At 70.2% G+C, this 24859-nt stretch carries 23 protein-coding genes; 9 read left to right on the forward strand and 14 right to left on the reverse strand.

Features of this window, described 5'->3' with window-relative positions:
* Nucleotides 1-9: 9 nt before the first annotated feature.
* The 4 genes from ACFWVP_RS00730 to ACFWVP_RS00745 all read left to right on the forward strand — a co-directional run bounded on the left by ACFWVP_RS00730 (nt 10) and on the right by ACFWVP_RS00745 (nt 3239).
* Entirely contained in the window at nt 10-777 is a 768-nt protein-coding gene (locus ACFWVP_RS00730) for a DUF4097 family beta strand repeat-containing protein (protein ID WP_384492765.1), read from the forward strand.
* Between the two features lie 70 nt (nt 778-847).
* Complete coding sequence (locus ACFWVP_RS00735; protein WP_384492766.1) at nt 848-2215, forward strand: hypothetical protein; 1368 nt, start codon at nt 848-850, stop codon at nt 2213-2215.
* A 226-nt stretch (nt 2216-2441) separates the two neighbouring features.
* Entirely contained in the window at nt 2442-3011 is a 570-nt protein-coding gene (locus ACFWVP_RS00740) for a DUF4383 domain-containing protein (protein WP_384492767.1), read from the forward strand.
* 9 nt (nt 3012-3020) lie between these two features.
* Nucleotides 3021-3239 (forward strand): zinc ribbon domain-containing protein, encoded by a 219-nt coding sequence (locus ACFWVP_RS00745; RefSeq protein WP_384492768.1) that lies wholly within the window; start codon nt 3021-3023, stop codon nt 3237-3239.
* A gap of 32 nt (nt 3240-3271) precedes the next feature.
* Here ACFWVP_RS00745 and ACFWVP_RS00750 read toward each other — a convergent pair whose 3' ends face one another.
* From ACFWVP_RS00750 to ACFWVP_RS00765, 4 genes are all read right to left on the reverse strand, one after another.
* Nucleotides 3272-3931, reverse strand: coding sequence for an O-methyltransferase (locus ACFWVP_RS00750; RefSeq protein WP_384492769.1), 660 nt, complete (start codon nt 3929-3931; stop codon nt 3272-3274).
* A 60-nt stretch (nt 3932-3991) separates the two neighbouring features.
* Nucleotides 3992-4804, reverse strand: coding sequence for an HAD family hydrolase (locus ACFWVP_RS00755; protein ID WP_384492770.1), 813 nt, complete (start codon nt 4802-4804; stop codon nt 3992-3994).
* A gap of 134 nt (nt 4805-4938) precedes the next feature.
* On the reverse strand, nt 4939-7371 hold the full coding sequence (locus tag ACFWVP_RS00760) for a phosphoribosyltransferase (RefSeq protein WP_384492771.1): 2433 nt from the start codon (nt 7369-7371) through the stop codon (nt 4939-4941).
* A 44-nt stretch (nt 7372-7415) separates the two neighbouring features.
* Complete coding sequence (locus ACFWVP_RS00765; RefSeq protein WP_384492772.1) at nt 7416-8576, reverse strand: HpcH/HpaI aldolase/citrate lyase family protein; 1161 nt, start codon at nt 8574-8576, stop codon at nt 7416-7418.
* Nucleotides 8577-8796: 220 nt separating this feature from the next.
* On the opposite strand from ACFWVP_RS00765, the gene ACFWVP_RS00770 reads away from it, so the two are divergent.
* Entirely contained in the window at nt 8797-9678 is an 882-nt protein-coding gene (locus ACFWVP_RS00770; protein WP_384492773.1) for a TerD family protein, read from the forward strand.
* 51 nt (nt 9679-9729) lie between these two features.
* Here ACFWVP_RS00770 and ACFWVP_RS00775 read toward each other — a convergent pair whose 3' ends face one another.
* From ACFWVP_RS00775 to ACFWVP_RS00800, 6 genes are all read right to left on the reverse strand, one after another.
* Nucleotides 9730-10458, reverse strand: coding sequence for a Tellurium resistance (locus ACFWVP_RS00775; RefSeq protein WP_384492774.1), 729 nt, complete (start codon nt 10456-10458; stop codon nt 9730-9732).
* Between the two features lie 151 nt (nt 10459-10609).
* Nucleotides 10610-11749 (reverse strand): DUF475 domain-containing protein, encoded by a 1140-nt coding sequence (locus ACFWVP_RS00780; RefSeq protein WP_384492775.1) that lies wholly within the window; start codon nt 11747-11749, stop codon nt 10610-10612.
* 68 nt (nt 11750-11817) lie between these two features.
* The gene (locus tag ACFWVP_RS00785; protein ID WP_384492776.1) at nt 11818-12393 is read right to left on the reverse strand and encodes a TerD family protein; all 576 of its coding nucleotides are present in this window, start codon (nt 12391-12393) and stop codon (nt 11818-11820) included.
* 127 nt (nt 12394-12520) lie between these two features.
* Nucleotides 12521-13096, reverse strand: a complete 576-nt coding sequence (locus ACFWVP_RS00790; RefSeq protein ID WP_384492777.1) for a TerD family protein — start codon at nt 13094-13096, stop codon at nt 12521-12523.
* Nucleotides 13097-13236: 140 nt separating this feature from the next.
* A complete protein-coding gene (locus ACFWVP_RS00795; protein ID WP_384492778.1) occupies nt 13237-13695 on the reverse strand; it encodes a peroxiredoxin in 459 nt (152 codons plus the stop codon).
* A 142-nt stretch (nt 13696-13837) separates the two neighbouring features.
* Nucleotides 13838-14275, reverse strand: a complete 438-nt coding sequence (locus tag ACFWVP_RS00800) for a DUF3052 domain-containing protein (protein ID WP_384492779.1) — start codon at nt 14273-14275, stop codon at nt 13838-13840.
* Nucleotides 14276-14760: 485 nt separating this feature from the next.
* Between ACFWVP_RS00800 and aceE the strand changes: the two genes are divergently transcribed.
* Complete coding sequence (gene aceE / locus ACFWVP_RS00805) at nt 14761-17502, forward strand: pyruvate dehydrogenase (acetyl-transferring), homodimeric type (RefSeq protein ID WP_384493006.1); 2742 nt, start codon at nt 14761-14763, stop codon at nt 17500-17502.
* Nucleotides 17503-17652: 150 nt separating this feature from the next.
* Here aceE and ACFWVP_RS00810 read toward each other — a convergent pair whose 3' ends face one another.
* A complete protein-coding gene (locus tag ACFWVP_RS00810) occupies nt 17653-18066 on the reverse strand; it encodes a peptidase inhibitor family I36 protein (protein WP_384492780.1) in 414 nt (137 codons plus the stop codon).
* Between the two features lie 176 nt (nt 18067-18242).
* Entirely contained in the window at nt 18243-19853 is a 1611-nt protein-coding gene (locus ACFWVP_RS00815) for an MFS transporter (protein WP_384492781.1), read from the reverse strand.
* A 116-nt stretch (nt 19854-19969) separates the two neighbouring features.
* Between ACFWVP_RS00815 and ACFWVP_RS00820 the strand changes: the two genes are divergently transcribed.
* The 3 genes from ACFWVP_RS00820 to ACFWVP_RS00830 all read left to right on the forward strand — a co-directional run bounded on the left by ACFWVP_RS00820 (nt 19970) and on the right by ACFWVP_RS00830 (nt 23086).
* Entirely contained in the window at nt 19970-20638 is a 669-nt protein-coding gene (locus ACFWVP_RS00820) for a TetR family transcriptional regulator (protein WP_384492782.1), read from the forward strand.
* A 222-nt stretch (nt 20639-20860) separates the two neighbouring features.
* A complete protein-coding gene (locus tag ACFWVP_RS00825; protein WP_384492783.1) occupies nt 20861-22072 on the forward strand; it encodes an alpha/beta hydrolase in 1212 nt (403 codons plus the stop codon).
* Nucleotides 22073-22159: 87 nt separating this feature from the next.
* Nucleotides 22160-23086: a DUF4429 domain-containing protein gene (locus ACFWVP_RS00830; RefSeq protein WP_384492784.1), complete on the forward strand. Its 927-nt coding sequence runs from the start codon at nt 22160-22162 to the stop codon at nt 23084-23086.
* A gap of 209 nt (nt 23087-23295) precedes the next feature.
* On the opposite strand, the gene ACFWVP_RS00835 is transcribed toward ACFWVP_RS00830, so the two are convergent.
* Together ACFWVP_RS00835 and ACFWVP_RS00840 are read right to left on the reverse strand one after the other, a co-directional pair.
* On the reverse strand, nt 23296-24315 hold the full coding sequence (locus tag ACFWVP_RS00835; protein WP_384492785.1) for an aldo/keto reductase: 1020 nt from the start codon (nt 24313-24315) through the stop codon (nt 23296-23298).
* A gap of 4 nt (nt 24316-24319) precedes the next feature.
* The gene (locus ACFWVP_RS00840; protein ID WP_384492786.1) at nt 24320-24775 is read right to left on the reverse strand and encodes a MerR family transcriptional regulator; all 456 of its coding nucleotides are present in this window, start codon (nt 24773-24775) and stop codon (nt 24320-24322) included.
* Nucleotides 24776-24859: the final 84 nt, after the last annotated feature.

Below are 24859 nucleotides of genomic sequence, written 5' to 3' on the forward strand. Positions count from 1 at the left end.
CCGATCGCGATGACCAGCCGTACCCGTATCCACACACTCGTGGCCACCGGAGCAACCGCCCTTCTCCTCGTGGCCCTCAGCGGCTGCGGTGCGGGGGCCGACGACGCGCCCGTCGAGCGGAAGGCGTTCCCGTACAGCGGGAAGAACCTCACCATCGACAGCGGGAACTCGACGGTGGACGTCGTGCCCGCCGATGTGGAGCGGATCGAGGTGACCCGCCGGGTCGACGGGTGGGTCGTGTTCGGCAGCGGGCCGGATCCCTTCTGGAAGCTGGAGGGCGACAAGCTGACGCTCGGGGTGAAGTGCAGCGCCGTGATCAGCGACTGCGACGCGCACCACGAGGTGAAGGTGCCCCGTGGGACCGTCCTGACGGTGGACTCGGACAACGGGACGGTCACCGCCTCCGGGTTCGACACGGCTCTCACGCTGTCCTCCGACAACGGCGAGGTCCTCGTCCGCGATTCCAGTGGGCCGCTGGACCTCGAGACCGACAACGGCTCCGTCGTGGCCGAGCGGGTCTCGGCGGCGTCCGTGGTCGCGCGGTCGTCCAACGGGGAGGTCGAGCTCGGGTTCAGCGAGGTTCCGGATCTTGTGGACACCGTCACGGACAACGGGAGCATCACCATCGATCTGCCGAGGAGCGGCGGGGCGTACGCCGTGTCCACCTCGACCGACAACGGTGACGTCCACGTCGGCGTACCGCGCAGCGATTCCAGCAAGCACGTGGTGAAGGCGCGCAGCTCCAACGGGGAAGTCACCGTCCGAACGGCGAACTAACCGGCCCGTGTATTCGTCCTTACTGGTGGGAGAATGAACCCGGCGGGGCGATACGGCACGGGAGAGGGATGTGACGGCGACACACGCGCGGCCGCAGGCGAAAGCGAGTGGTGGTTCGGCCGTCAGGGACGTCCTGGTGCTGATGCTGCTGCCGGTGCCGTTGTTCGCGGCCTCGCTGTCGGCGGCCTTCGCCGGCGGGGGTACGCGGCGTTGGTTCGGGGGGCGTGGTGAGAGCCAGCGGGCCGACGCGCAGGCGGCGAAGGACGATGCCGCCGCCGCTTTCTACGAGCTGGACACCGCTCAGCGCGATCTGAAGATCTCGATCGAGACGATCACCGCGGTGGACAGTTCACCCCGGGGCCGCAAGGCGGCGGAGGACTTCGCGGCGCTCGGCCGGCGGATCGACGAGGTCAGCCACGCGTACATCGCGGCGGTCGACGCGCACGACCTCGACCGGGACGATCTGGAGCCGTCGGCGGCTGCCGGTGCGCGGACGCAGCTGACCCGGGCGAAGGACGATCTCGTACGGGTGAAGGGTGAGCTCGACCGTTTCGCCCAGGGGCTCGGGCCGCTGCTCGGTAGCGCGGAGACGCAGCTCGCCCGGCTCGCGCCCGCCGTGGAGCGCGCCCGTCAGGCTCTGCTCGGCGCGAGCAACGCCCTGGACACGGTCCGTGCCTCCGGGTTGCGGGCCGATGATCTCGCTGCTCGGCTGGCGGCCCTCGCCCCGGAGCTGACCAAGCTCAACCAGGGTGCCGGGCGGCACGGCGTGGCCGAGACCCTGCAGCGGGCGGACCAGGTGCTGCGCGATGCCGAGGCGGTGCGGGCCGAGGCGGACCGGCTGCCCGAGCGCGCCGCGGAGATCGACCGGCGGCTGGTGTCGCTGCGGACCCGGGCCCAGGCGCTGACGACACGCGCCGGGCAGGTCGAGCCGGTTCTCAGCGAGTTGCGGCGGCGTTTCTCGGCCGCCTGCTGGCAGGACCTGCAGCCGGTTCCCGATCAGGCGGCTGCCAACGTCCGGCAGGCCGAGGAGAAGCTGGCGGAGGCCGCCACGGCACGGGCCGAGCAGCACTGGGCCGATGCGACGGCCCGGCTGAGTACGGTGCGGGCCCTGCTGAACGCCACCGACGAGGCCGTGTCGGCCTCCGGTGACCGGCTGCAGCGGCTGGACGCCGTGGCCAAGGATCCCCGGGCGGAGATCGACCGCACCCGGTTCGCGATCCGGGACGCCCAGCGCCTTGCCATGGCCGGGCGCCACACCCCCGATCCGCGTCACGCCCGTCCGCTGGACGACGCCGTGGCCCGGCTGGAGCGGGCGATCGCCGGGCTGGAGGGGCGGCATCCCGACTACTGGCACTTCCTGACCGAGACGGAGGCCGTGCGACAGACGACGACGCGGGTGGTCTCCACGATCCGCGAGGAGCTGGGCGGCGGCGCCTGAGCGTTCCGGCACCCGGCCCGGCCGGCCGCCTACCGGCGCCGGGCCGGCACCCTGGCGCCCGGCCGCGCACCGGCGCTCCGCCGCCTCGGCCATGTCGGCGGGGTCCGGCCGGGCCCCGCCATGACTCGCGTCCGATTTGTCCCCCGCTGCCGGTGGGCAGATGCTGGAGGTACGCAGCGGCTCCCGCTGAGGCGTTCCTTGCCGTACGCGGCCGAAGGAGATGGTCATGGCCACACAGGTCCTGCATCCCACGGGTCGGCGCCGCAAGGCCACCCGGCTCGACGAACACCTGCCGGTCGACCACCGGCTCAGCCAGGTCTACCGGGTGGGCGCGGGTCTGATGGGTCTGCTGCTCCTCGTCTTCGGCATCCTGGGGCTGATCGACCGCATCGGCTTCTTCGACACCGGCGGCGACACGGTGGGCGGCCTCAACACCAACGGCGCGCTCAGCGTGCTGTCCATCTGTGCGGGCCTGTTGCTCTTCGCCGGGATGGTGATCGGCGGGAATCTCGCCTCGACCCTGAACATGGTCCTGGGCATCGCCTTCATCCTCAGCGGGTTCGTGAATCTGGCGCTGCTGGACACGGGGCTCAATTTCCTCGCCTTCGAGATGCAGAACGTGCTGTTCAGCTTCGTGGTCGGGTTGCTGCTGATGATGTTCGGCATGTACGGGAGGGTCAGTGGCGGTCTGCCCCATGACAATCCGTACTGGCGGGCCCGCCACCCCGAACAGGCCGCCAGCGAGGAACGCCGCAGGCGGCCCCCCATGCCCGAGATCATGCGGGAGAGGCCCTAATCTGGGGCCATGCCTCGTTACGAGTACCGTTGCCGCCCCTGCGGCGAGACGTTCGAACTCAGCCGCCCCATGGCCGAGTCCTCCGCCCCGGCCTCCTGCCCCGCCGGGCACGAGGACACCGTGAGGCTGCTCTCCACCGTGGCCGTCGGCGGCGGCGCCGCGTCGTCCGCCCCCGCTCCGGCCGCCGGAGGCGGCGGTGGCTGCTGTGGTGGCGGCTGCTGCGGCTGAGCGGCCGCGCCACCCGCGTACGCCCGGAGCCGTTACACCCTGCGGGAGAGCGTGAGGCCGTCCGCCACGGTCAGCAGCACGCTGTCCATCCGCGGATCGGTGCTCACGTGGTCGTTGAACTCCTTGATCGCGGCTGCGGCCCCGGTCGCCCCGGGCTCGGTGACGCCGCCGTGGAAGAGGACGTTGTCCGCGACGACGAGCCCGCCGGGGCGCATGCGGGGGACCAGTTCCTCCCAGTACGCGATGTAGTTGCCCTTGTCCGCGTCCAGGTAGGCCAGGTCGATGTGCGGTTCCGCGGCCATGGCGCGCAGGGTGTCCAGCGCCGGTGCGATCCGCAGGTCGATCCGGTCGTCGACGCCCGCCTTCCGCCACGCCTCGCGGCCGTAGGCGGTCCACTCCTCCGAGATGTCGCAGGCGATCAGCCGCCCGTCCGCGGGCAGCGCCAGGGCCATCGCGAGCGCCGAGAAGCCGGTGAAGGTGCCCACCTCCACGATGTGCCGGGCGCCCGTCAGCCTGACGAGGAAGGCGAGCAGCGGCCCCTGTTCCTCCGCGGACTGCATGCCCGCGTGGTCCGGGAAGCGGGCGTAGGTGCTTTCCACGAGCTCACGCTGCACGACGTCCAGCGGCGGGTTGTGGGCCAGCACGTACGCGTAGAGCTCATCGGTGATCGCGGTCTGGTTCCCCTTGGACACGGCGCTGCTCCCTCGATCGCGGCGGCCCGGCACGGTTTACCGGTGACGGGTCGGCGCGCTTCAGACCGCCGCCCTCCGCTGTGGGTGGGCGGCGAGCAGGAACCGGCGCAGGATCTCCTCGCCCGCGGCGACGCCCCGGTGCCGGAGCATATCGGTGTTGGGGGCCGTCCAGCCGCTGTCGGCGAGCTCGCCATGCCCAGGCCGCCAGCCGCGGTCGGCGGCGATGAGCAGGTCGGCGTCCAGGAGCGAGTCGCCGGCGGCGAGCGTCGTCGTGGCGCCGCAGCGGCGGGCCACCTCCGTCATCGCGGCGCTCTTGGTGAGCGGCTTGGGTACGGCGTAGATCTTGCGGCCCTGGAGGGACACGGTCCAGCCACGGGGGTCGGCCCAGGCGGACAGTTCCTTCATCCAGTCTTCGGGCAGGGCCTGGCGTTCGACCACGAGGTAGGCGAAGACGCCCTCGGCGACCCGCTCCTTGAGCAGCCAGGCGGGGTCGGCCGTGGCCAGGAGGTGGGCCCGGACCTCGGCGAGGGAGGCGCATTCGTCGGCGAGCCGGCCGGCCACCACGACCTGCCAGTCCGGATCGGAGACCCCGTCGACGAGGAGGTGCCCGCCGTTGGCGCAGATGGCGTACCGGGGTGCGGGGCCGGGCAGGTGGATGCGCCCGTACTGTTCCCGGGTCCGGGTGGTGGTCGGTACGAAGACCGTGGTGCGGGCCAGCTCGGCGAGCAGCGCCGCGGCCTTCTCCGTCATGTAGGAGAGCGGCTTCCTGTCGTACACCTCCACGCAGAGCAGCCGCGGGGCCTCCTCGTCCGGCATGGCCAGCTGGAGCGCGGCCGCGGAGTAGATCAGGGTGCGGTCGAGGTCGCTGGCCACCAGCGTCACAGGAACCCCAGGTGTCTCGGGGATCCCAAGAGCTCCAGGTGTCTCGGGGCCCCCAAGAGTCACAAGAGCCCCAGGCGGCATGAGAGCCCCGGGCGTCTCAGGGCCGTCGGGCGTCACGGGTGTGGTCACTTCGCCGTCACCGCCGTGCCGTCCGCGCCGGTCGCGCCCCGGGTGAACTTCGGGTGGATGAGCCCGACGCAGGTGTACGGCAGTTCGTCGACCTCCTCGACGGGTACGCCGCGCTGCTCGGCGAGCAGCCGTACGTGGTCGAGGTCCGCGCCCGCACCGCGCTTGGCGAGGATCTTCCAGGGCACGCGGCGCAGCAGCACCCGGGTCGTCTCGCCGACGCCGGGCTTGACGAGGTTCACGTCGTGGATGCCGTACTCCTCGCTGATCCGCTCGACGGCGGCCCAGCCCTCCCAGGTGGGGGCGCGGTCCGCGGCGAGCAGTTCCTTGGCCTCGGCGTCCACGGCGTCGGCGACCTCGTCGAAGCGGGCGGCGACCGTGTCCAGGAAGAAGCCGGAGACGTCGGAGTCCGCGAGCTCGCGGTAGAACTTCCCGCCGTGGAAGTCGTGCGGGCCGACCAGGTCGGAGCGCAGGACCGTGCGGGAGATCAGCCCGGAGACCGTGGAGTTGAGGCAGGCGGACGGGATCAGGAAGTCCTCGCGTGTTCCGTACGTACGCACGCAGCCGCCCGGGTCGGCCAGTACGGCGATCTCCGGGTCGAAGCCGTCGAACTCTTCGAGGGCGACGGCGAGTTCGCGGGTGATGGCACCCTTGCCGGTCCAGCCGTCGACGAAGACGACGTCCGCCGGGTCGTGGTGGGCGGCGAGCCAGCGCAGGGCGTTGGCGTCGATGCCGCGGCCCCGGACGATGGAGACGGCGTAGTGCGGCAGGTCGAGTCCGTGCCGGTGCTGTGCCCAGCGGCGCATGAGGACGCCGACGGGGGTGCCGGCCCTGGCGAGGGAGACGAGGACGGGGCGGGGGCCGCGCTCGGCGAGGACCGTCTCGGTGACGGTGCCGACGGCCCGGGCGATACGGGCCGCGGAGGTGGCCAGTGCCGCCTTGAAGAGCTCCTGGTACTGCGGGCTCGGCTGGTACTCGACGGGCAGCGATTCGGCGTAGTGCGCGCCACCGCTCTGTATCGCCTCCTCGCGCTCCTCGGTGGGCGCCTCCAGGACCGTGTCCGACAGGTCCTGGAGCAGCCAGCCGACGTCGTCGGCCGCGTAGGAGGAGAAGGCGGGGCCCCGGAGGGGTTCGGGCAGCATGGCGGCTTCCTGCCTGTGGGGGGTCGGCGACGGGGCGTACGAGGGGACGACCGCGAGCAGGACCTGGCCGGTGTGCGCGGCCAGCTGGGCCAGAAGTCCGTCGGGGGCGTGCAGCGCGGGGGTGTCCGCGGTGGAGTCGACGACGGCGACGACGGCGTCGAAGCCCGCTCCCGCGACGTTGTAGGCGTAGCGGTCGCCGGGTCCGTCGGCGGGGTCGTCGTGGGCCGGGAAGACCAGGCGGCTGCGTATCGCGTAGCCGGGGTCGTCGACGACGAGCACGGGCGAGCGGGTGGTGGTGGAGTACCGCACGTCGGCCGTGGTGGCGTCCTCCAGGGCGGTACCGAGCCGCAGCGGCGCGTACATCAGCTCCTCGAAGCCCAGGACGAGCACCCTGCGGGCGTCGCCCAGCGCGTCGGCGATGCGGGCGGCCAGGGCCGGCAGGGCCGCTTCGAGGGCCGCGCGGTGGTCGGGGGTGAAGCCGTGGCGTCCGCCGTCGGGGACACCGGCCGGCCAGTCCAGCTCGACCCGTACGGGGGCCGGACGGGGGGCGGGGTCCACCGAGGGGGGCGAGGACGCCCGCTCGTGGGAGGCCACGAGGCTGCGGCCCTTCTCCAGGACCCCGTCCGGCAGCCGCACGGTGCCCGAGGCGCGGGCCACCAGGTCGACCCGGGCGCCTGTCTCCCGGGCGAATTCGGCGAGCCGCCCCTGGTCGGCCCCGGACCGCATGTCCACGAGCGTCACGATGACGTACCGGTCGCGGGGGTAGCGCTCGTGGAGGGTACGGATGGTGTTGAGGACGGTGTTGCCGGTGGAGAACTCGTCGTCGACCAGCACCAGCGGCGCCCCCTGTCCCGCGCCGGCCAGCAGGTCCGGGTCCTCGGGCAGCAGCAGGTGGGACGTGGCGTGCGAGTGCGACTCCTCGAAGCCGCCCGCCGCCGCGACGCCGGCGACGGGGCGGCGCGTGGAGTGCAGGTACGGGGCCACCCCGAGCCCGTCCGCGACGGCGTGGCCGAGGCCCGTCGCCGTCTCCGCGTACCCGAGGACCACCGCGCGGCCGGCCTCCGTCTCGCCCAGCAGGTCCCGCACGCGCTCGCCGAGCTCGAAGCCCGCCCCGTACACGACGGACGGCCGCTGGGGCACGTGCTTGCCCAGGACGTTCGACACGAGCAGATGGGCCCGCTTCGGGTTGCGGCGCAGGGCGAGGCCCAGCAGCTCCCGGAGTTCCCCGTCGCCGACGAGCTCGACCCCGAGCCGCTCCGCGACCCAGTTACCCGACCACTCCACGTCCACTGCCTCTTCCCTCGATGCCGATACGTGCTCGTCAATGATCTCGCTCAGTCCGACAGCCCCGCGGCCAGGAGCTCCACGAAACCGATGTCCTCCCGCGCCACCCCGAAGACCTCGGCCCTCTGCAGGGTGCGCTCGGCCCAGGCGCGGTGCGGTTTCACTTCGTTCATCTTGTTCGTATACGCCGATCGCAGCACTCCGCCGCCGCCCCGCTCGGGCCGCAGGATGTCCTGTGCGTCGCTGTACTCCTCGTGGCTGACCACCGACAGCGCGTGCACGGGCTGCACGTGGGAGGGGTGGATGCACGTCTTGCCGAGCAGGCCGTTGGCGCGGTCGAGCTCGATCTCCCGCAGCAGTCCGTCGAGGTCGTGCTCGATGAGGGCGGTGCGCAGCTCCTCGGCCCGTCCCATGAAGGGGCTGCGGCGCAGCTGGGGCTTGAACATGCGCTCCTGGAGCCGGAAGTACTCCCACACGGGCCCGGTGATGGTGAACCCGGTGCCGTCCGCGCGGCCCAGCACATTGACGACGTCGCCGATGACGGCGCCGATGATCTGGACGTCGTACGCGGTCATGTCCGGGGCGCGCCGCAGACCGTACGCCGAGCAGAAGTCGGTGACGCCGAGGCGTAGCGCGAGTACCCGCCGGCGGTACTTGTCGACGGTGCGGGCGATTCCCTGGAGGGTTTCGGCCCTGCTCTCCAGATGGAGGAGTTCGGGAGATTCGAGGACGGGCATCGCGAACAGCCGGTGGCCGCTCTCCGCTTCGGCTGCGGTGAGGGCCTCCAGGAACAGCTCGCCCCGCTCCTCCGTGAATTTCGGAAGTACAAATCCAGACAACAACTGGACCGAGCTGCCGAGGCGCCTCACGAGGTCGCGGATCTGCTCGGGTTCGCGGACCCTGATGAAGAGCAGCGGCACCTCGGCGGCCCGCGCCCGAAGGTCCTGGAACTGCCGGACAAGATTCGCCTCGGCGCCGACCACCTCGGCGTCGCCGATCGAATCCTCCAGGCAGAACACCATGGAGACGACACCGCGCCCGGCCAGTTTGATCACGTCGTCGGCCAGCCGGGGCCGGGTCGCCGGGCTGTAGAGAGTGGCTCCCAGAGCCACCGACAGCATGCGGGCGGAGGAGCGCGCGTCGAATTCGCACGGCTCCTTGAAGAACAGTCCCTCACGGGCAACGGGTGAGATGTGCCCGAAATGACGCATGTGATTCCCCCGTACTGCCTGACAGGTGGGACAACGTATGGCCGGTAATAGTACGTACGGACAGGTGTCGGCGGTTCCCCGTCCGCATGAACTTCGGGTTACCCGGTCCTTTCTCACACCCGTCGCGGCGCGCCTGCGTGCCGCGTTCGAACAGCCCCTGGCCTACTGGTTCGGACCCCCGCGTTGTCCGGGCGGCCCCCCAGCAGGCAGGATGACCGGCATGACGCACGCGATGCTGAAGGGCTCGAACGTCCCTCTCGATGCCACGGCCGTACGGGCCGTGCTGCGCTGGACGCCGGGCGCCGGGGTCCCGGATGTGGACGCCTCCGCCCTGCTGCTCGGCGCCTCCGGCCGGGTGCGTTCCGACGAGGACTTCGTCTTCTACAACCAGCCCCGGCATCCCTCGGGCCTGGTGCGCCGACTGCCCAAGCGAAGCGTCGCCGACGGGCTCACGGACACGATCGAGGCGGACCTCTCCGCGCTCGACCCCTCCGTGGACCAGGTGGTCATCGCCGCGTCCTGCGACGAGGAGGCCTTCGAGCGGGTTCGTGACCTGCGCATATCGCTGTACGACGCGGCGTCCGCGGACGGCGATCCGCTCGCGGTCTTCGACGTGAGGGCGGAGACCGGCGAGGAGACCGCCATCATCTGCGGCGAGCTGTACCGGCGCGGCGACGGCTGGAAGTTCCGCGCGGTGGCCCAGGGCTACCCGACGGGCCTGATCGGGCTGGCCACCGCCTTCGGGATCTCGGTCGACGAGGCGGAGGCGGCCGCCGGGCCGGAATTCCCGGCCGCACCCGTCCCTCCCGCACCGGAGCCGCCCGCGCGGCCCGCTCCCTCCGCGCCCGCACCCGACTCCCAGGCGACGGTCCAGCACCAGCAGCCCGCGTACGGCTACCCGCAGCCCGCCGCGGCGCCCGGGCCCACGTACGGCTACCCACAGCCGTCCGCGGACCCGCAGCAGCCCGCCTACGGCTACCCGCAGCCCGCGGCGGCAGCCGGGCCCGCGTACGGCTATCCGCAGCCCGCGGCAGGGGCCGCGCACGCCGCCGACCCGAATTTCGTCCTTCCGCCGCAGGGCCCGCAGTTCCTCAGGTCCTGAGCCGGTCCGGGGTCCGGCGCCGACCCACCGGTTCCCCTCCACGGCGGGCACTCAGGCCCGCGTCTTGTAGCCGCGCCCCCACTGCATACCGAAGCCGTACATCCGGTCCAGTTCCGACTGGAAGCCGTACACGAACTTCACCTCGCGCCGCACGATCAGCTCGCCCTTGACGTTCTCCACCGTGAACACGGCGCAGGAGCGGGCCTGCGGGGCCCGTTCGTCGAGCTCGATCTCGATCCGCGGGCCGTTGCCCGGGTAGAGCGTCACCTTCGCGTGCGTGCGGTCGAAGGCCGGGGTCTGGTCGTAGATGTAGACGAAGAACAGCAGTCGCTTGATCTCGTCGCGCTTGTCGAGGTTCACATAGACCGTCTCGCCCGACGGTGCCCCGAAACGGTCGTCCCCGCTGAGCCTGATGTACGGCGCCGTGTTCAGATCGCCGATGAGATTGCCCAGCGGCTGCACCACGCCCTTGGTGCCGTCCGCGAGCTCGTACATGCAGCCCAGGTCCAGGTCGACGTTGACCATGCCCTGGGTGTGGGCCTGGACCACATCGGGCTTGAAGAGCTTCAGCGGGCGCAGCAGCCGGCCGCTCTCCCGCGACCTGCCCCCGATGTCCGACGTACGCATCCGCCAGGACAGGTTGACGCGCAGGTTGCCCGACAGCGCCCCCTGCTTGTTCAGCGAGACCGTCGCATTGCGTTTGGAGAGCACGATGGAGTTCGTCGCGGAGTTACCCGATTCGAACTGCGCCGCCCCCCGCAGGCCGTCCCAGAAGGCCATCCCAACCCCCACCTGTAGTCGCTGTCGCCCCGGCCCGCGCACCCGCCCCGTACGTCACTGCGGGGCGGCCGTCGGGTCGGGTCCGGGTGTTCCCGGAGAACCGCCGCCGTGGGCCGCCCCGCAGAGAGAGCGTTCCTCATTCCCTACCGGGTCACACCCCGGAGGAGACTTCCGACTTGGAATCGGAGCCGCCGCCGTCGGCGGCGAGCGCCTTGTTCCGGCGCAGCGAGGACCAGAAGGACCAGCCGATCAGCACGACTCCGACGAGACCGGTGATGAGCTCGTTGATCTCGAACCGGATGGTGATGAGGAGGATGACGGACAGTGCGCCGATCGCGTAGTGCGCGCCGTGCTCCAGGTAGACGTAGTCGTCCAGCGTGCCCTGGCGGACCAGGTAGACGGTGAGCGAACGGACGTACATGGCGCCGATGCCGAGGCCGAGGGCCATCAGCACGATCTCGTTGGTGATGGCGAAGGCGCCGATGACGCCGTCGAACGAGAAGGACGCGTCGAGGACTTCGAGGTAGAGGAACATGAAGAACGCGGCCTTGCCCGCGAGGACGACCCCGGAGACCGGCTTGCCGGCCTTCCTGGCCTCTTCCTCGGCCTCGTGTTCGCGCTCCTCCTCCTCCTCGAGCTTGTTCTCGAAGAATCCGGAGAGCCCGCCCACGACGAGGTAGGTGATCAGACCGGCGATGCCGGAGAGCATGACGGTCTCCGCCTTGTCCGCGTGACCGCCACCGTGCTGGTGTGCCTGGGGCGCGAACCACATGGCCGAGATCAGCAGGATGATCAGCGCGACACAGACCGACAGCATGTCGACCTTGCCGAGCTTGGCGAGCGGGCGCTCGAGCCAGCCGAGCCACTTGATGTCACGGTCCTCGAAGATGAAGTCGAGGAAGATCATCAACAGGAACATGCCACCGAAGGCGGCGATGGACGGATGCGCGTCCGTCACCAGTTCCTTGTAGCGGTCCGGGTCGTTGAACGAGAGGTCGATGGCCTCGATGGGACCGAGCTGGGCGCTGATGGCCACGATCACGACGGGGAAGACCAGTCGCATACCGAAGACGGCGATGAGCACACCGATGGTGAGGAAGATCTTCTGCCAGAACTCACTCATCTTCTTGAGGATTCCGGCGTTGATCACCGCGTTGTCGAAGGACAGCGAGATCTCCAGGATCGACAGGATCGCGACGATACCGAAGGCCTGCCACCCCCCGTAGAACACCGCTGCGACCAGGCCGGCCGCGGTGACCGCGAACGACCAGCCGAAGGTTTTCAGAATCACTGGCACCCCATCGTGTGTGTACGGACCTCCCCCGGTGAGTGAGGGGCTCCCCCGCGCCGTGCGCGGCTTTACGAAACGTTGACCCCGAAGTCTAGAGCGATGCCCCGCAGCCCCGACGCGTACCCCTGCCCGACTGCACGGAATTTCCACTCCCCGCCGTAGCGGTACAGCTCCCCGAAGATCATCGCCGTCTCCGTCGAAGCGTCCTCGCTCAGGTCGTAACGTGCCAACTCCTGGCCGTCCGCCTGGTTCACCACGCGAATGAAGGCATTGCTGACCTGCCCGAAAGTCTGCCCACGGTTGTCGGCTTCATGGATCGAGACCGGGAAAAGGATCTTGTCGCAGTGTGCCGGCACCTCCGCGAGATTCACGATGACCGACTCGTCGTCGCCATCGCCCTCACCCGTGAGGTTGTCACCGGTGTGCTCGACGGAGCCGTCGGGGCTGGTGAGGTTGTTGTAGAACACGAACCATTCGTCACCGAGCACCCGGCCCGACTGGCACAGCAGTGCGCTGGCGTCGAGGTCGAAGTCGGCTCCCGTCGTGGATCGTGCGTCCCAGCCGAGCCCGATCAGCACCTGGGTCAGATCGGGTGCGGCCTTGGAGAGGGAGACATTGCCTCCCTTGGCGAGCGTGACGCCCATGGTGTGTCCTCCCCGAGTCGATGGACGGTCATGCGAGCGCACGGCGCCTGCGGGGCGCGGGACGCTCTGTCGAGCGCGTCCGGCGCCGCACAACGTGCGGCGCCGGACGTGGTGGAGCTGAGACGGCTCAGACGTTGACGCCGAAGTCCTGCGCGATGCCGCGCAGACCCGATGCATACCCCTGGCCGATGGCGCGGAACTTCCACTCCGCGCCGTTGCGGTAGAGCTCACCGAAGACCATGGCGGTCTCGGTCGAGGCGTCCTCGCTGAGGTCGTAGCGTGCGAGCTCGGTGTTGTCCGCCTGGTTCACCACGCGGATGTACGCGTTGCGCACCTGGCCGAAGCTCTGCTGACGGCTCTCGGCCTCGTAGATCGAGACCGGGAAGACGATCTTGTCCACGTCGGCCGGGACGCCGGCGAGGTTGACCTTGATGACCTCGTCGTCGCCCTCGCCCTCGCCGGTGAGGTTGTCGCCGGTGTGCTCGACCGAGCCGTCGGGGCTCTTGAGGTTGTTGAAGAAGACGAAATTCCCGTCGCCGCCGACCTTGCCCTCGGTGTTCGTCAGCAGAGCGCTGGCGTCGAGGTCGAAGTCACCGCCGGTGGTCGTACGGGCATCCCAGCCCAGACCGACGATGACCGCGGTCAGGTTCGGCGCGGCCTTGGTCAGCGAGACGTTGCCGCCCTTGCTGAGGCTGACTCCCACGAGTCCTCCAAATGTTTTGAGAGGGCCGGCAGACACCAGCGCCCCCGTCGTGCGTTGGCATCGGATCAACGATTGGATCCTAGTGACCGGTTCCCGGCCAAAACAGACTTCTGACCGGGTGCCGCCAGGAGATCCCGGAATCAGATCGAGTCGAGGGCCTTGATGTAGTCGTTCAGGTCACGCGCGTCCGGCAGGGCGTTGACGACGGTCCAGCGGACCACGCCCGCCTTGTCGATGACGAAGGTGCCGCGCACCGCGCAGCCCTTGTCCTCGTCGAAGACGCCGTACGCCCGCGACGTCTCGCCGTGCGGCCAGAAGTCCGAGAGCAGCGGGTACTCGAGGCCTTCCTGCTCGGCGAAGACGCGCAGGGTGTGGATCGAGTCGTTGGAGACGGCGAGAAGCTGGGTGTCGTCGTTCTCGAACTTGGGCAGCTCGTCACGGAGCGCGCAGAGCTCGCCCGTGCAGACACCGGTGAAGGCGAACGGGTAGAAGAGCAGCACCACGTTCTTCTCACCGCGGAAGTCGGACAGCTTCACCGTCCGCCCGTGGTTGTCCTTCAGTTCGAAATCCGGAGCCGGCGTGTCGACCTCGATCGCCATGAAACGTGTCCCTTCGCAGCGTTCACCACTTCCCCGGGCTGGTCCGTCCGGGTGACTCCCACCCTACGCAGAGCTCTCCGCCGGTACGTACGAAGGCCCCCGGCGGCGCGGTGCCGTCGGGGGCCTCTGTGATGAAAGGGGTTCAGCGCTTGGCCGGGGCCCCCTTGGGGGTGACCAGACGGCTGCCCGTCCAGTCCTTGCCCGCGCTGATGCTCTTGGTCTGGGCGAGACCAGCTGTCTGGGCAGCCTCGTTGATGTCGCTCGGTTCGACGTATCCGTCGCGGCCGGTCTTGGGCGTCAGCAGCCAGACCGCCCCACCGTCCTCGAGCAGACCAATGGCATCCACCAGCGCGTCCGTAAGGTCGCCGTCCTCGTCGCGGAACCAGAGCAGGACGACGTCAGCGACGTCGTCGTACTCCTCGTCGACGAGTTCCTGGCCGATTGTGGCCTCAATGCCCTCACGGAGCTCCAGCTCGACGTCGTCGTCGTAGCCGATCTCCTGGACCACTTGTCCGGGCTCGAACCCCAGGCGTGCTGCCGGGTTGGTCCGCTCCTCCGCGTGGTCCGCGGTCGCGCTCACGGGTTGCCTCCTGATCATGTTTCGGAAAATGCTTCGGCCACGCGCGTACGCGGGGCGTTGGCCGTAGTCCACACGGGCTCGGCGAATCGCGCAAGTACCCGGCGTCCGAGACCGCCTAAACGGTGACGTTCCCTGCCACGTCACCACAACTTCGGGCATGTCTCCTGCGGGGCCCGGCACGCTGTCCCGAACCCTTTACGTCCTTCTTCAGCTTATGCCGTTTCGGTCCGCCATTCGGAGTCGAACAACCTTTGGGAACGCATGGCCGGGTTGGGCGTATGGTTGCGGTTTGGGACGGAGCACCCTTGTTACGCCGGTATCCGCGCCCGGACCCGGTGCTCGGGAACCTTTGTGTTACCCCACAGTAGAGAATGACGTTCCGGCCCTCGCGGTACACGATGGAGTCGGCGTACAGCAGCCGCCCCGGGGGTACGTTCTCCCGCAACCAGGCCCCGAAGAGCATCACCGAACAGCGAAGGAACAGCGTGGCTTCCGGATCCGATCGCAACCCGATCATCATTGGCGGCCTTCCGAGCCAGGTCCCTGACTTCGACCCGGAAGAGACCCAGGAATGGCTCGACTCCCTCGACGCCGCCGTCGACGAGCGAGGCCGTGAGCGGGCTCGCTACCTGATGCTCCGCCTCATCGAGCGCGCGCGAGAGAAGCGTGTCGCCGTGCCGGAGATGCGCAGCACGGACTACGTGAACACGATCGCCACGAAGGACGAGCCGTTCTTCCCCGGCGACGAGGAGATCGAGCGCAAGGTCCTCAACGCGACCCGGTGGAACGCCGCGGTGATGGTCTCCCGCGCGCAGCGCCCCGGGATCGGGGTCGGCGGCCACATCGCCACCTTCGCGTCCTCCGCCTCGCTGTACGACGTGGGCTTCAACCACTTCTTCCGCGGCAAGGACCAGGGCGACGGCGGCGACCAGATCTTCTTCCAGGGGCACGCGTCCCCCGGGATCTACGCCCGTGCCTTCCTGCTCGACCGGCTGAGCGAGGCGCAGCTCGACGCCTTCCGCCAGGAGAAGTCGAAGGCGCCGAACGGCCTGTCCAGCTACCCGCACCCGCGGCTGATGCCGGACTTCTGGGAGTTCCCGACCGTCTCGATGGGCCTCGGTCCGCTCGGGGCGATCTACCAGGCGCGGATGAACCGCTACATGGAGGCGCGCGGCATCGCCGACACCTCCAAGTCGCACGTCTGGGCCTACCTGGGCGACGGCGAGATGGACGAGCCGGAGTCGCTCGGCCAGCTCTCCATCGCCGCCCGTGAGGGTCTGGACAACCTCACCTTCGTGGTCAACTGCAACCTGCAGCGCCTTGACGGCCCGGTCCGCGGCAACGGGAAGATCATCCAGGAGCTGGAGTCGCAGTTCCGCGGCGCCGGCTGGAACGTCATCAAGCTGGTCTGGGACCGCACCTGGGACCCGCTGCTCGCGCAGGACCGCACGGGCATCCTGGTCAACAAGCTGAACACCACCCCGGACGGCCAGTTCCAGACGTACGCCACCGAGACGGGCGCTTACATCCGGGACCACTTCTTCGGTGACGACCCGCGGCTGCGCGACATGGTCAAGGACATGTCCGACCACCAGATCCTGCACCTGGGGCGCGGCGGACACGACCACCGGAAGGTCTACGCGGCGTACTCGGCGGCCAAGGCGCACAAGGGCCAGCCGACGGTGATCCTGGCGCAGACGGTCAAGGGCTGGACCCTCGGACCGAACTTCGAGGGCCGCAACGCGACCCACCAGATGAAGAAGCTCACGGTCGAGGACCTCAAGCGCTTCCGCGACCGGCTGCACATCCCGATCACGGACAAGCAACTGGACGAGGGCTACCCGCCGTACTACCACCCGGGCCGCGACTCGGAGGAGATCCAGTACATGCACGACCGCCGGCAGGGTCTGGGCGGTTACGTCCCGACGCGGGTGGTGCGTGCCGAGCCGCTGCGGCTACCGGACGACAAGGCCTACGCGACTGCGAAGAAGGGTTCAGGTCAGCAGTCGATCGCCACCACCATGGCGTTCGTCCGCGTCCTAAAGGATCTCATGCGGGACAAGGAGATCGGCAAGCGTTTCGTGCTGATCGCCCCCGACGAGTACCGCACCTTCGGCATGGACGCGTTCTTCCCGAGTGCGAAGATCTATAACCCGCTGGGTCAGCAGTACGAGGCGGTGGACCGCGATCTCCTGCTCGCGTACAAGGAGTCGCCGACCGGCCAGATGCTGCACGACGGCATCTCCGAGGCCGGCTGCACGGCCTCGCTGATCGCCGCGGGCTCGGCGTACGCCACGCACGGCGAGCCGCTGATCCCGGTGTACGTCTTCTACTCGATGTTCGGTTTCCAGCGCACCGGTGACCAGTTCTGGCAGATGGCCGACCAGCTCGCGCGCGGCTTCGTGCTGGGTGCGACCGCCGGACGTACGACGCTGACCGGTGAAGGACTCCAGCACGCGGACGGCCACTCGCAGCTGCTGGCGTCGACGAACCCGGGCTGCGTCGCGTACGACCCGGCGTTCGGGTACGAGATCGCGCACATCGTCAAGGACGGTCTGCGCAGGATGTACGGCGGGACGCCCGAGGAGAACGAGGACGTCTTCTACTACCTCACCGTCTACAACGAGCCGATCCAGCACCCGGCCGAGCCCGCCGATGTCGATGTCGACGGCATCCTCAAGGGCGTGTACCGCTACAGCGGCGGCGAGAAGGGCCGGATCCCGGCCCAGATCATGGCCTCCGGTGTGGCGGTGCCGTGGGCGGTGGAGGCGCAGCGGATCCTCGCCGACGAGTGGGACGTGAAGGCGGACGTCTGGTCGGCGACGTCCTGGAACGAGCTGCGCCGTGAGGCCGTGGACGTGGAGCGGTACAACCTGCTCCACCCGGAGGAGGAGCAGCGCGTCCCGTACGTGACGCGGAAGCTCTCCGGCTCCGAGGGACCGTTCGTGGCCGTCTCGGACTGGATGCGTTCGGTGCCGGACCAGATCGCGCGCTGGGTGCCCGGTGCGTACCAGTCGCTGGGTGCGGACGGCTTCGGCTTCGCCGACACGCGCGGGGCGGCCCGTCGCTTCTTCCACATCGACGCGCAGTCGATCGTGCTCGCCGTGCTCACGGAGCTGGCGAAGGAGGGCCGCGTCGACCGTTCGGCGCTGAAGACGGCGGTGGACCGCTACGACCTCCTGGACGTGGCGGCGGCCGACCCGGGTCCGGCCGGCGGCGACGCGTAACGGCACCGACGGCACGGACCGCAGGGCGGGGACGCGGCACATCGGTCGCGTGCGGTGCCCGGGTACGCAGGGCGGCGGGACCTCCGGGTTCCGCCGCCCTGCGGCGTTCCGCCGTCGGTCAGCCGTCCTCGGCCCGCGGGGTCCTCACGGTCAGTTCTCCCAGATCTTGAAGGCCCTCACGGTGTACGGCGACCGGGGCACCCAGGTGCCGCCGCCCGGGTACGTCTCGAACTCCCCGGTCTCCCCGCACTCGGCCGACTGGTAGGTGGTGACGGGGCGCCCGGTGCGGTTGACGAGGGACTGTGCCCGGCCGTCGGCGGGCAGCGGGACGCAGCTCTCGATGTCGACGTCGGACAGCTCGTGGGTCCGCCCTGCCCCCTCGAAGTCGGGTTTCGTCCAGAGGCAGAGCTGGCCCGCCCCGCAGGGCGCGAGCCCCGCGGGGGCGCTGTGCGTGCGCCCCTGTCCGGCGGGCGTGTGGTGCGCGGCGGGCGTGGTGCCGGCCAGTGCCGTGGCCGGGACGAGCGCGGTGGCCGCCAGGGTGGCGGCGAGAACGGTCATACGCATGGTGGATCAACCCCCGTGGTCGAGTGAATCGATGTCCGCACTCTGACCTGCGCGGGAGCACATCGGGAAGGGGCCGGGCGACGGACCACCCTGATAGGCGACAGCCCCGCCGGAACCGTCCGGCGGGGCTGTCGTATGCGCTGTGTTGACGTCTCGGCGTCAGGGGTCCGGGGGGATCAGATGTGGGCCGCGCCCGCTCCCGCCTCAGCGTTCGCACCGCGTTTGGTGAGTGTGGCGACGAGCGCCGCGACCACGGCGACGATGCCCGCGACCATGAACGCGGAGCTCATACCCGACACGAACGTGTCATGGGCGACGCCCGTGATCTTCGCCGCGATCTCCGGCGGGGTGCCGGGGGCGACGGGGGGCATCCCGACCTTGATGGCCGAGGACGCCTGCTCCAGCTCGGTGGCGCTCACCGGCGGGAGGCCGGCGTCCTTCCAGTTGCCCCCGAGCTTCGCGTCGACCTGGGCTGCCATGACGGCGCCGAGGACGGCCGTACCGAGGCTGCCGCCGACCTGCATCGCGGCCTGCTGGAGCCCGCCCGCGACACCGGAGAGCTCCATCGGGGCGTTGCCGACGATGACCTCGGTCGCGCCGACCATCACCGGGGCGAGGCCGAGACCGAGCAGACCGAACCAGATGGACATGGTCAGCGTGCCCGTGCCGATGCTCAGCTGCGACATGCCGAACATGGCGACCGCGGTGAACACCATGCCACCGACCAGCGGGACGCGCGGGCCCAGCTTGGTGATGGCGAAGCCCGCGAGCGGCGATCCGACGATCATCATCCCGGTCAGCGGCAGCAGGTGCAGACCGCTGTCGACCGGGCTCATGCCGTGCACGTTCTGCAGGTAGAAGGTCACGAAGAACAGCCCGCCCATGAAGGCGAAGGCCATCATCACCATCAGCACCACACCCGCCGAGAGGGGTACGGAGCGGAACATGGCCAGCGGGATCAGCGGTTCCCTGACCTTCGTCTGGGTGAACGCGAACGCGGCGAACAGGACGACGGCGCCGACGAGGAAGGCGATCGTCCACGGGTCGCCCCAGCCCCACTCGGAGCCCTTGATCAGCGACCAGATCAGGCAGAACATCGCGAGCGACAGCAGCACGATGCCGCCGATGTCGAAGGACTTCGGCGCGTTCTCGGCGCGGTGGTCCTTGAGGACCACCAGGCCGAAGGCGAGCGCGAGCACACCGACCGGCACGTTGATGAAGAAGACGGACTGCCAGCTGACGTGCTCCACGAGCACACCGCCGAGGATGGGGCCGCCCGCGGTCGAGGCGCCGATCACCATGCCCCAGATGCCGATCGCCATGTTCAGCTTCTCGGCGGGGAAGGTGGCGCGGAGCAGGCCGAGCGCCGCCGGCATCAGCAGGGCGCCGAAGAGGCCCTGGAGGACCCGGAAGACGATCACCAGGGTCACACCCTGGGAGAAGCCGATCGCCGCCGAGGCGACGGCGAACCCCGCGATGCCTATCAGGAAGGTCTGGCGGTGGCCGAAGCGGTCACCGAGCTTGCCCGCGGTGATCAGGGAGACCGCGAGCGCGAGCATGTAGCCGTTGGTGATCCACTGGACGTCGGCGAGCGAGGCGCCGAGGTCCTGCTGGATGGCGGGGTTGGCTATCGCGACGATCGTGCCGTCGAGGGCCACCATCATCACGCCGATGGCGACGCCGAACAGCGTCAGCCAGGGATGGCCGCGCAGCCCTTTCACCGGTGCGGGAACGTGGGTGTCTTCAGGCTCCCGCGGCGCCTTCTCGACAGTGGTCTGACTAGTCATGCGCTGGAGATTAGTGTCAGCGTCTGACAGTTGACAAACCAATTCACAAGACAGTAACTGTCACGTAGCTCACAGGTAGGCTGAGACGCCCAAAGCAGCAGAAAGAGGTCCGGAAAGTGACGCGCACGCAGACATCCGGGGCGCCCACGGTGGGAGCTCCGGCCGGATTGCGTGAGCGCAAGAAGCAGCGCACCCGCGAGGCCCTGCTGCACACGGCCCTGGAGCTCTTCACCACCCAGGGGTACGACACGACCACCGTCGACGAGATCGCCGACGCCGTCGAGGTGTCCCAGCGCACCTTCTTCCGCTACTTCGCGAACAAGGAGGCGGCGGCCTTCGCCATCCAGGAGAAGGTCGAGCTGAGTTTCCTCTCGGAGCTGCGCCGGCGCCCCACCGGGGAGCCCCCCTTCGAGGCCATGCGCCGGGCCGTGCTGCAGGCCTGGGTCGGTATCGCCGACGCCCCCGGGGGGAACATCACGGTGGCGCTCCAGATGCGCACATACCGGATGATCGAGTCGACGCCCTCGCTGATCGCCGCGCACATGCGGCGCAGCGTCGATCTGGAGCGCCAGATCACCCTGCTGGTTGCGGAGCGTGAGGGGCTCGACCCGTGCGCGGATCCCCGGCCGCGGGTGGCCGTCGCCGCGTTCTCCGGAGTGATGCGGCTGACCGGACAGCTGTGGGGGCAGCGCCAGGACGCGAGTGTGGAGGCACTGCGCCGTCTGACCGAGCTCCACCTGGACCACCTCGGACCTGCGCTCTCCGAAGGATGGCGCGCCGCTTAGGCGGACCTGCGGCTGTGCCGCACCTCTCGTCGCCGGACCATGGCCGAACTCACAGCACCTCGGCCTCGCCGTTAGTTTCGCGTGCCGGACGGGCTCTCGGTGCGTCGGAGTGTGGGCGCGACGCACACGGAGCGTGAGGTCCCGGGCTTGATTCCCCGCGCTCGGGTGATCTGCCTCATCCCTGCGACGTCGGTCCGGGCACGTCTCCTAGGGTGGGGCCCAGTGACTTCCTTCGACTCCCCTCCCACGCTCACCGCATGGCGCGCGCTGCTCGCCGTAGCGGTCGTGTTCGTGATGCTCGCGACCACCGGGTGGACCGCCGTGCGTCACCAGCACTCCGCCGCACCGCGCGAGATCGCGCTGGCCGCCTGGGCGAGGGACCGGACAGCCGGTCACTCCCTCCCCGGCACCGACGCGCCGGCGTACCTGCTGGCCCACTTCTTCGCGACGCTCACCGCGGGCCAGCAGGTCGCGCTCGCCGACAAGTACCCGCTCGTGGTCGGCAATCTGAACGGCGCCCCGGTCACCCTGCGGTACCGGGCCAACCGCCACGCCCTGGTGCGGGCACGGGACGAGGAGCAGTTGCGGACGCGGGACGCCGGGCTTTCGTCCGACGGCCGCCATCAGGCCGCGCTCCGGCTCGAACGCTTCAGATCGCTGCTCGCCGGTGACCGGCAGATCCTCGCCTTCGACCCGTCGGGCAGGGGCCGCGCAGCCGAGGTCTTCGGTGACCTCGACCGGGCACGGCGGGTCTCGGTCGTCGTCCCCGGGGTCGACACCGATCTGCTGACGCTGGAGCGCACCGGGCACCGGAAGAACGCGGCGCCCGTCGGCATGGCGCAGTCGCTGTACGCCGCCGAGCGCGCCGCCGTCCCCGGCTCCCGCACCGCGGTGATCGCCTGGGCCGACTACACGGCGCCCGCCGGGATCGGCATGGACGCCGCGCTGGGCAAGCTCGCGGCGGTGGGCGCGGTGCGGCTGAACGCGCTGGTGGGCGCCCTGCCCGGCACCTCGTCCGTCTCGCTGTTCTGCCACAGCTACGGCTCCGTGCTGTGCGGGGTCGCGGCCCGCGAGCTGCCTTCGCGGGTGTCCGACATCGCGGTCGCGGGCAGTCCGGGCATGCGGGCGGACAGTGCGGCCGGTCTGCACACCCGGGCGAGGGTGTGGGCGATGCGGGACGGCGACGACTGGATCGAGGACGTGCCGAACATGGCGGTCGGCGGGCTCGGCCACGGGGCCGATCCGGTCGAGCCGGGCTTCGGCGCGCGGATCGTGTCGGCGAGCGGCGCGATCGGGCACAGTGGCTATTTCGAGCCGGGCACGACGAGCCTCAGCAACTTCGCCGCGATCGGCGTGGGCGCCTACGGCTCGGTCAGCTGCTCGGCCGCCGACGACGCCTGCCACCGCGGCACTCCCGGCGGGCCCGGTGCCTGACGCGCGTAGAGAACCACGGACGGCCTTGCCGGTTTCCGACCGTACCGAGGGGGGACGCACGGACCTGTGCCGCATACGATGAGGCACATGGGTGATGTGCTGGCGGGAATTCAGGCCACCTGGGAGTTCGACACCGACTCCGTGCTCATCCGCTTCGAACGGGGGATCCGCACGCCGAGGCTCTTTCTGAGTCTGCGTGAACGCCGCATTCCGTACGCGGCGTTGTCATCGGTGGCGCTGACCCCGGGCAAGCGGGGCACGGTGGTCCTGCACGCGGTGCCGAGACCGGGTGCCGATCCGCTGCTGGAGGCCGCGGCCGGGCAGCTGAAGGAGGGCTGCGACCCGTACCGCCTGGTGCTGCCGGCGGAGCGCGAGACGCTCGCGGAGTACTACGCGGACGAACTGCGGGCCCTGCTCGGCCCCGACGCCTCGCTGCCCGCCGAACGCTTCCTGGTCCCGGCCCCCGAGGCCCCCATGCGGTTCAAGGCGTACGACGGGCGGGCCGGCTTCGACGGGTCGCGGGTGTCCTTCCGATGGTCCTGGACGGGTGCGTCCAGCGCCAAGTGGAAGGCCGGCGACCAGGCGTTCCCGGTGGCGGACCTGAGCGGTGTGGAGTGGCGTTCACCCGAGGCGCTGGAGGGCTATCTGCGGCTCGTGCCACGCGGTGCCTGTGCCGCGGACCCCGACACGGGTGTTCCGTCCGGCCCGGCACCGGACTCGCCGCATCCGGCGGTCCGGCGGCTCCGGGCCGACCAGGACCCGGCGGCTGTCGTCTTCGGTCTGGGCTACGGGCCGGTGCACGAGTCCCTGCCGTTCGCCGCGGCGGTCCTGGAGTCCGTCCGCCGGACCCAGTCGGTGCCCGTCGCCACGGCTCCCGCCGGTACGGGCGGCGGTCGGCGCGACCCGGCGGACATCGCCGAGCGGATCCGGCACCTCGGGGACCTGCACGAGGCCGGCCTGGTGACGGACGAGGAGTTCGGCGCGAAGAAGGCGGAGCTGCTCGCCGAGCTGTAGCCGGCGGGAACATCGTCGGCGAGCTGCCGGCGGGCGTACGTGAGCCGCCGTGACCTGGTTCGTGCCCGGGCCTGGGATCCGGTCCGGGATCCGGGCGACCCCCTACCCCGGTACGGGTCCGCCCGCCCCCGTTGACGGCACTCCGGTATGACGCCGCCGCGCAGCCCGCTGCCCAGCTGGTGCTGCTCGCTCGCGGGCCCTCGGGGGCGCTACTCGCGAGCCGTCGCGGTGCTGCTCATGTCCGGGTAGCGGTCCCCCGCGACCTGCCCCGCGATCGGCTCCAGCAGCGCGAGCTCCTGCTCCGTCAGGACCAGCCGGGTCGCCGCGACGTTCTCCAGCAGCCGGCCGCGCCGACGGGTCCCCGGGATCGGCACCACGGTCAGACCGTGCACCCCGGCGCGCTGCTGCACCCAGGCGAGGGCCACCTGCGCGGCCGTCGCACCGTGCGCCGCCGCGATCTTGTGGACGGGTTCGAGCAGCGCCGCGTTCGTCCTGGCGTTCTCCCCCGTGAAGCGCGGCTGGCGCGCACGGAAGTCGTCCGCCGTCAGGTCCTTGGACGCGTCGGCGAAGGACCCGGTCAGGAAGCCGCGGCCGAGAGGCGAGTAAGGCACGAAGGTCACCCCGAGCTCGACGGCCGCGGGTACGGCGCTGCGCTCCACGTCCCGGCTGAACAGCGACCACTCGGACTGCAGGGCCGCGATCGGGTGCACCGCGTGCGCCTCGCGGAGCTCCGCCCCGGTCACCTCGCTCAGACCGAGCTGCTTGACCTTGCCCTCCCGCACCAGCTCGGCCATCGCCCCGACCGACTCCGCTAGCGGGACGAGCGGGTCGCGCCGGTGCATGTAGTACAGGTCGATGACCTCGGTGCCCAGCCGGCGCAGGCTGTCCTCGACGGCCTGCCGGATGTACGCGGGGTCGTTGCGCACCCCGCGGTACAGCGGGTCGTCGGTCCGCTCTATGCCGAACTTCGTGGCCAGCGTGATCTCTTCGCGGTGCGCGCCCACGAACGGCGCGAGGAACGTCTCGTTGGCTCCGCGACCGTAGACGTCGGCGGTGTCGAAGAGGGTGACGCCGGCCTCCAGTGCCGCCTCCAGGGTGTCCCGGGCCGCCGCCTCGTCGGTGTCACCGTAGAACTCGCTGATCCCCATGCAGCCGAGCCCCTGCACGCCGACCGGGGGGCCGTCGCTCCCGAGCCGTACGGTCGCCGTCTTTCCGGTGCTGTCGCTCATGCCGTCAGACCCTTTCCGACGCCGCGCGGGCGCCCGCATAGAAGTCGATCTTGAAGTCGAGTACGGCGAGGGTGTCCTGGAGTTCCACGATCCGCGCCTTCACGTCGCGGCGGGTCGCCTCCAGCAGTTCCTGCCGCTCCTCGAAGGTGTGCTCGCCCTCGCGCAGCAGTTCCGCGTACCTGACCATGTCGGCGACCGGCATCCCGGTCAGCCTGAGCTTGCCGACGAACGCCAGCCAGTCCAGGTCACGGTTGCTGAAACGGCGCTGGCCGGTGTGCGACCGGTCGACGTGCGGCATCAGCCCGATCCGCTCGTACCAGCGCAGGGTGTGCGCGGTGAGCCCCGTGAGGGCGACGACCTCGCTGATGGTGTAGCGGTCCTGGCCCTCGGGGCGTGGGTGGGCCGGGGGGGCCGAGGCGCAGGTGCCGGTCCGTGCGGAAGTACTTTCCATCACCGTCATGTCCTCCACGCTAGAACCTTCGAGTGCACTCCAGGCAAGCGCATTCGGGTGGCGTCCCGTTCCGGGCTTCGGTCTAGGCTCGTT

Origin of the sequence: Streptomyces sp. NPDC058637 (assembly GCF_042717325.1) — a bacterium.
Classification (GTDB): Bacteria; Actinomycetota; Actinomycetes; order Streptomycetales; family Streptomycetaceae; genus Streptomyces.

What these genes read in the sequence shown, in the direction of transcription:
- ACFWVP_RS00730 (WP_384492765.1), top strand. Translation starts at nt 10, where the DNA reads ATGACCAGCCGTACCCGTATCCACACACTCGTGGCCACCGGAGCAACC.
- ACFWVP_RS00740 (WP_384492767.1), top strand. Translation starts at nt 2,442, where the DNA reads ATGGCCACACAGGTCCTGCATCCCACGGGTCGGCGCCGCAAGGCCACC.
- ACFWVP_RS00745 (WP_384492768.1), top strand. Translation starts at nt 3,021, where the DNA reads ATGCCTCGTTACGAGTACCGTTGCCGCCCCTGCGGCGAGACGTTCGAA.
- ACFWVP_RS00765 (WP_384492772.1), bottom strand. Translation starts at nt 8,576, where the DNA reads ATGCGTCATTTCGGGCACATCTCACCCGTTGCCCGTGAGGGACTGTTC.
- ACFWVP_RS00770 (WP_384492773.1), top strand. Translation starts at nt 8,797, where the DNA reads ATGACGCACGCGATGCTGAAGGGCTCGAACGTCCCTCTCGATGCCACG.
- ACFWVP_RS00775 (WP_384492774.1), bottom strand. Translation starts at nt 10,458, where the DNA reads ATGGCCTTCTGGGACGGCCTGCGGGGGGCGGCGCAGTTCGAATCGGGT.
- ACFWVP_RS00785 (WP_384492776.1), bottom strand. Translation starts at nt 12,393, where the DNA reads ATGGGCGTCACGCTCGCCAAGGGAGGCAATGTCTCCCTCTCCAAGGCC.
- ACFWVP_RS00795 (WP_384492778.1), bottom strand. Translation starts at nt 13,695, where the DNA reads ATGGCGATCGAGGTCGACACGCCGGCTCCGGATTTCGAACTGAAGGAC.
- ACFWVP_RS00810 (WP_384492780.1), bottom strand. Translation starts at nt 18,066, where the DNA reads ATGCGTATGACCGTTCTCGCCGCCACCCTGGCGGCCACCGCGCTCGTC.
- ACFWVP_RS00815 (WP_384492781.1), bottom strand. Translation starts at nt 19,853, where the DNA reads ATGACTAGTCAGACCACTGTCGAGAAGGCGCCGCGGGAGCCTGAAGAC.
- ACFWVP_RS00830 (WP_384492784.1), top strand. Translation starts at nt 22,160, where the DNA reads ATGGGTGATGTGCTGGCGGGAATTCAGGCCACCTGGGAGTTCGACACC.
- ACFWVP_RS00835 (WP_384492785.1), bottom strand. Translation starts at nt 24,315, where the DNA reads ATGAGCGACAGCACCGGAAAGACGGCGACCGTACGGCTCGGGAGCGAC.
- ACFWVP_RS00840 (WP_384492786.1), bottom strand. Translation starts at nt 24,775, where the DNA reads ATGACGGTGATGGAAAGTACTTCCGCACGGACCGGCACCTGCGCCTCG.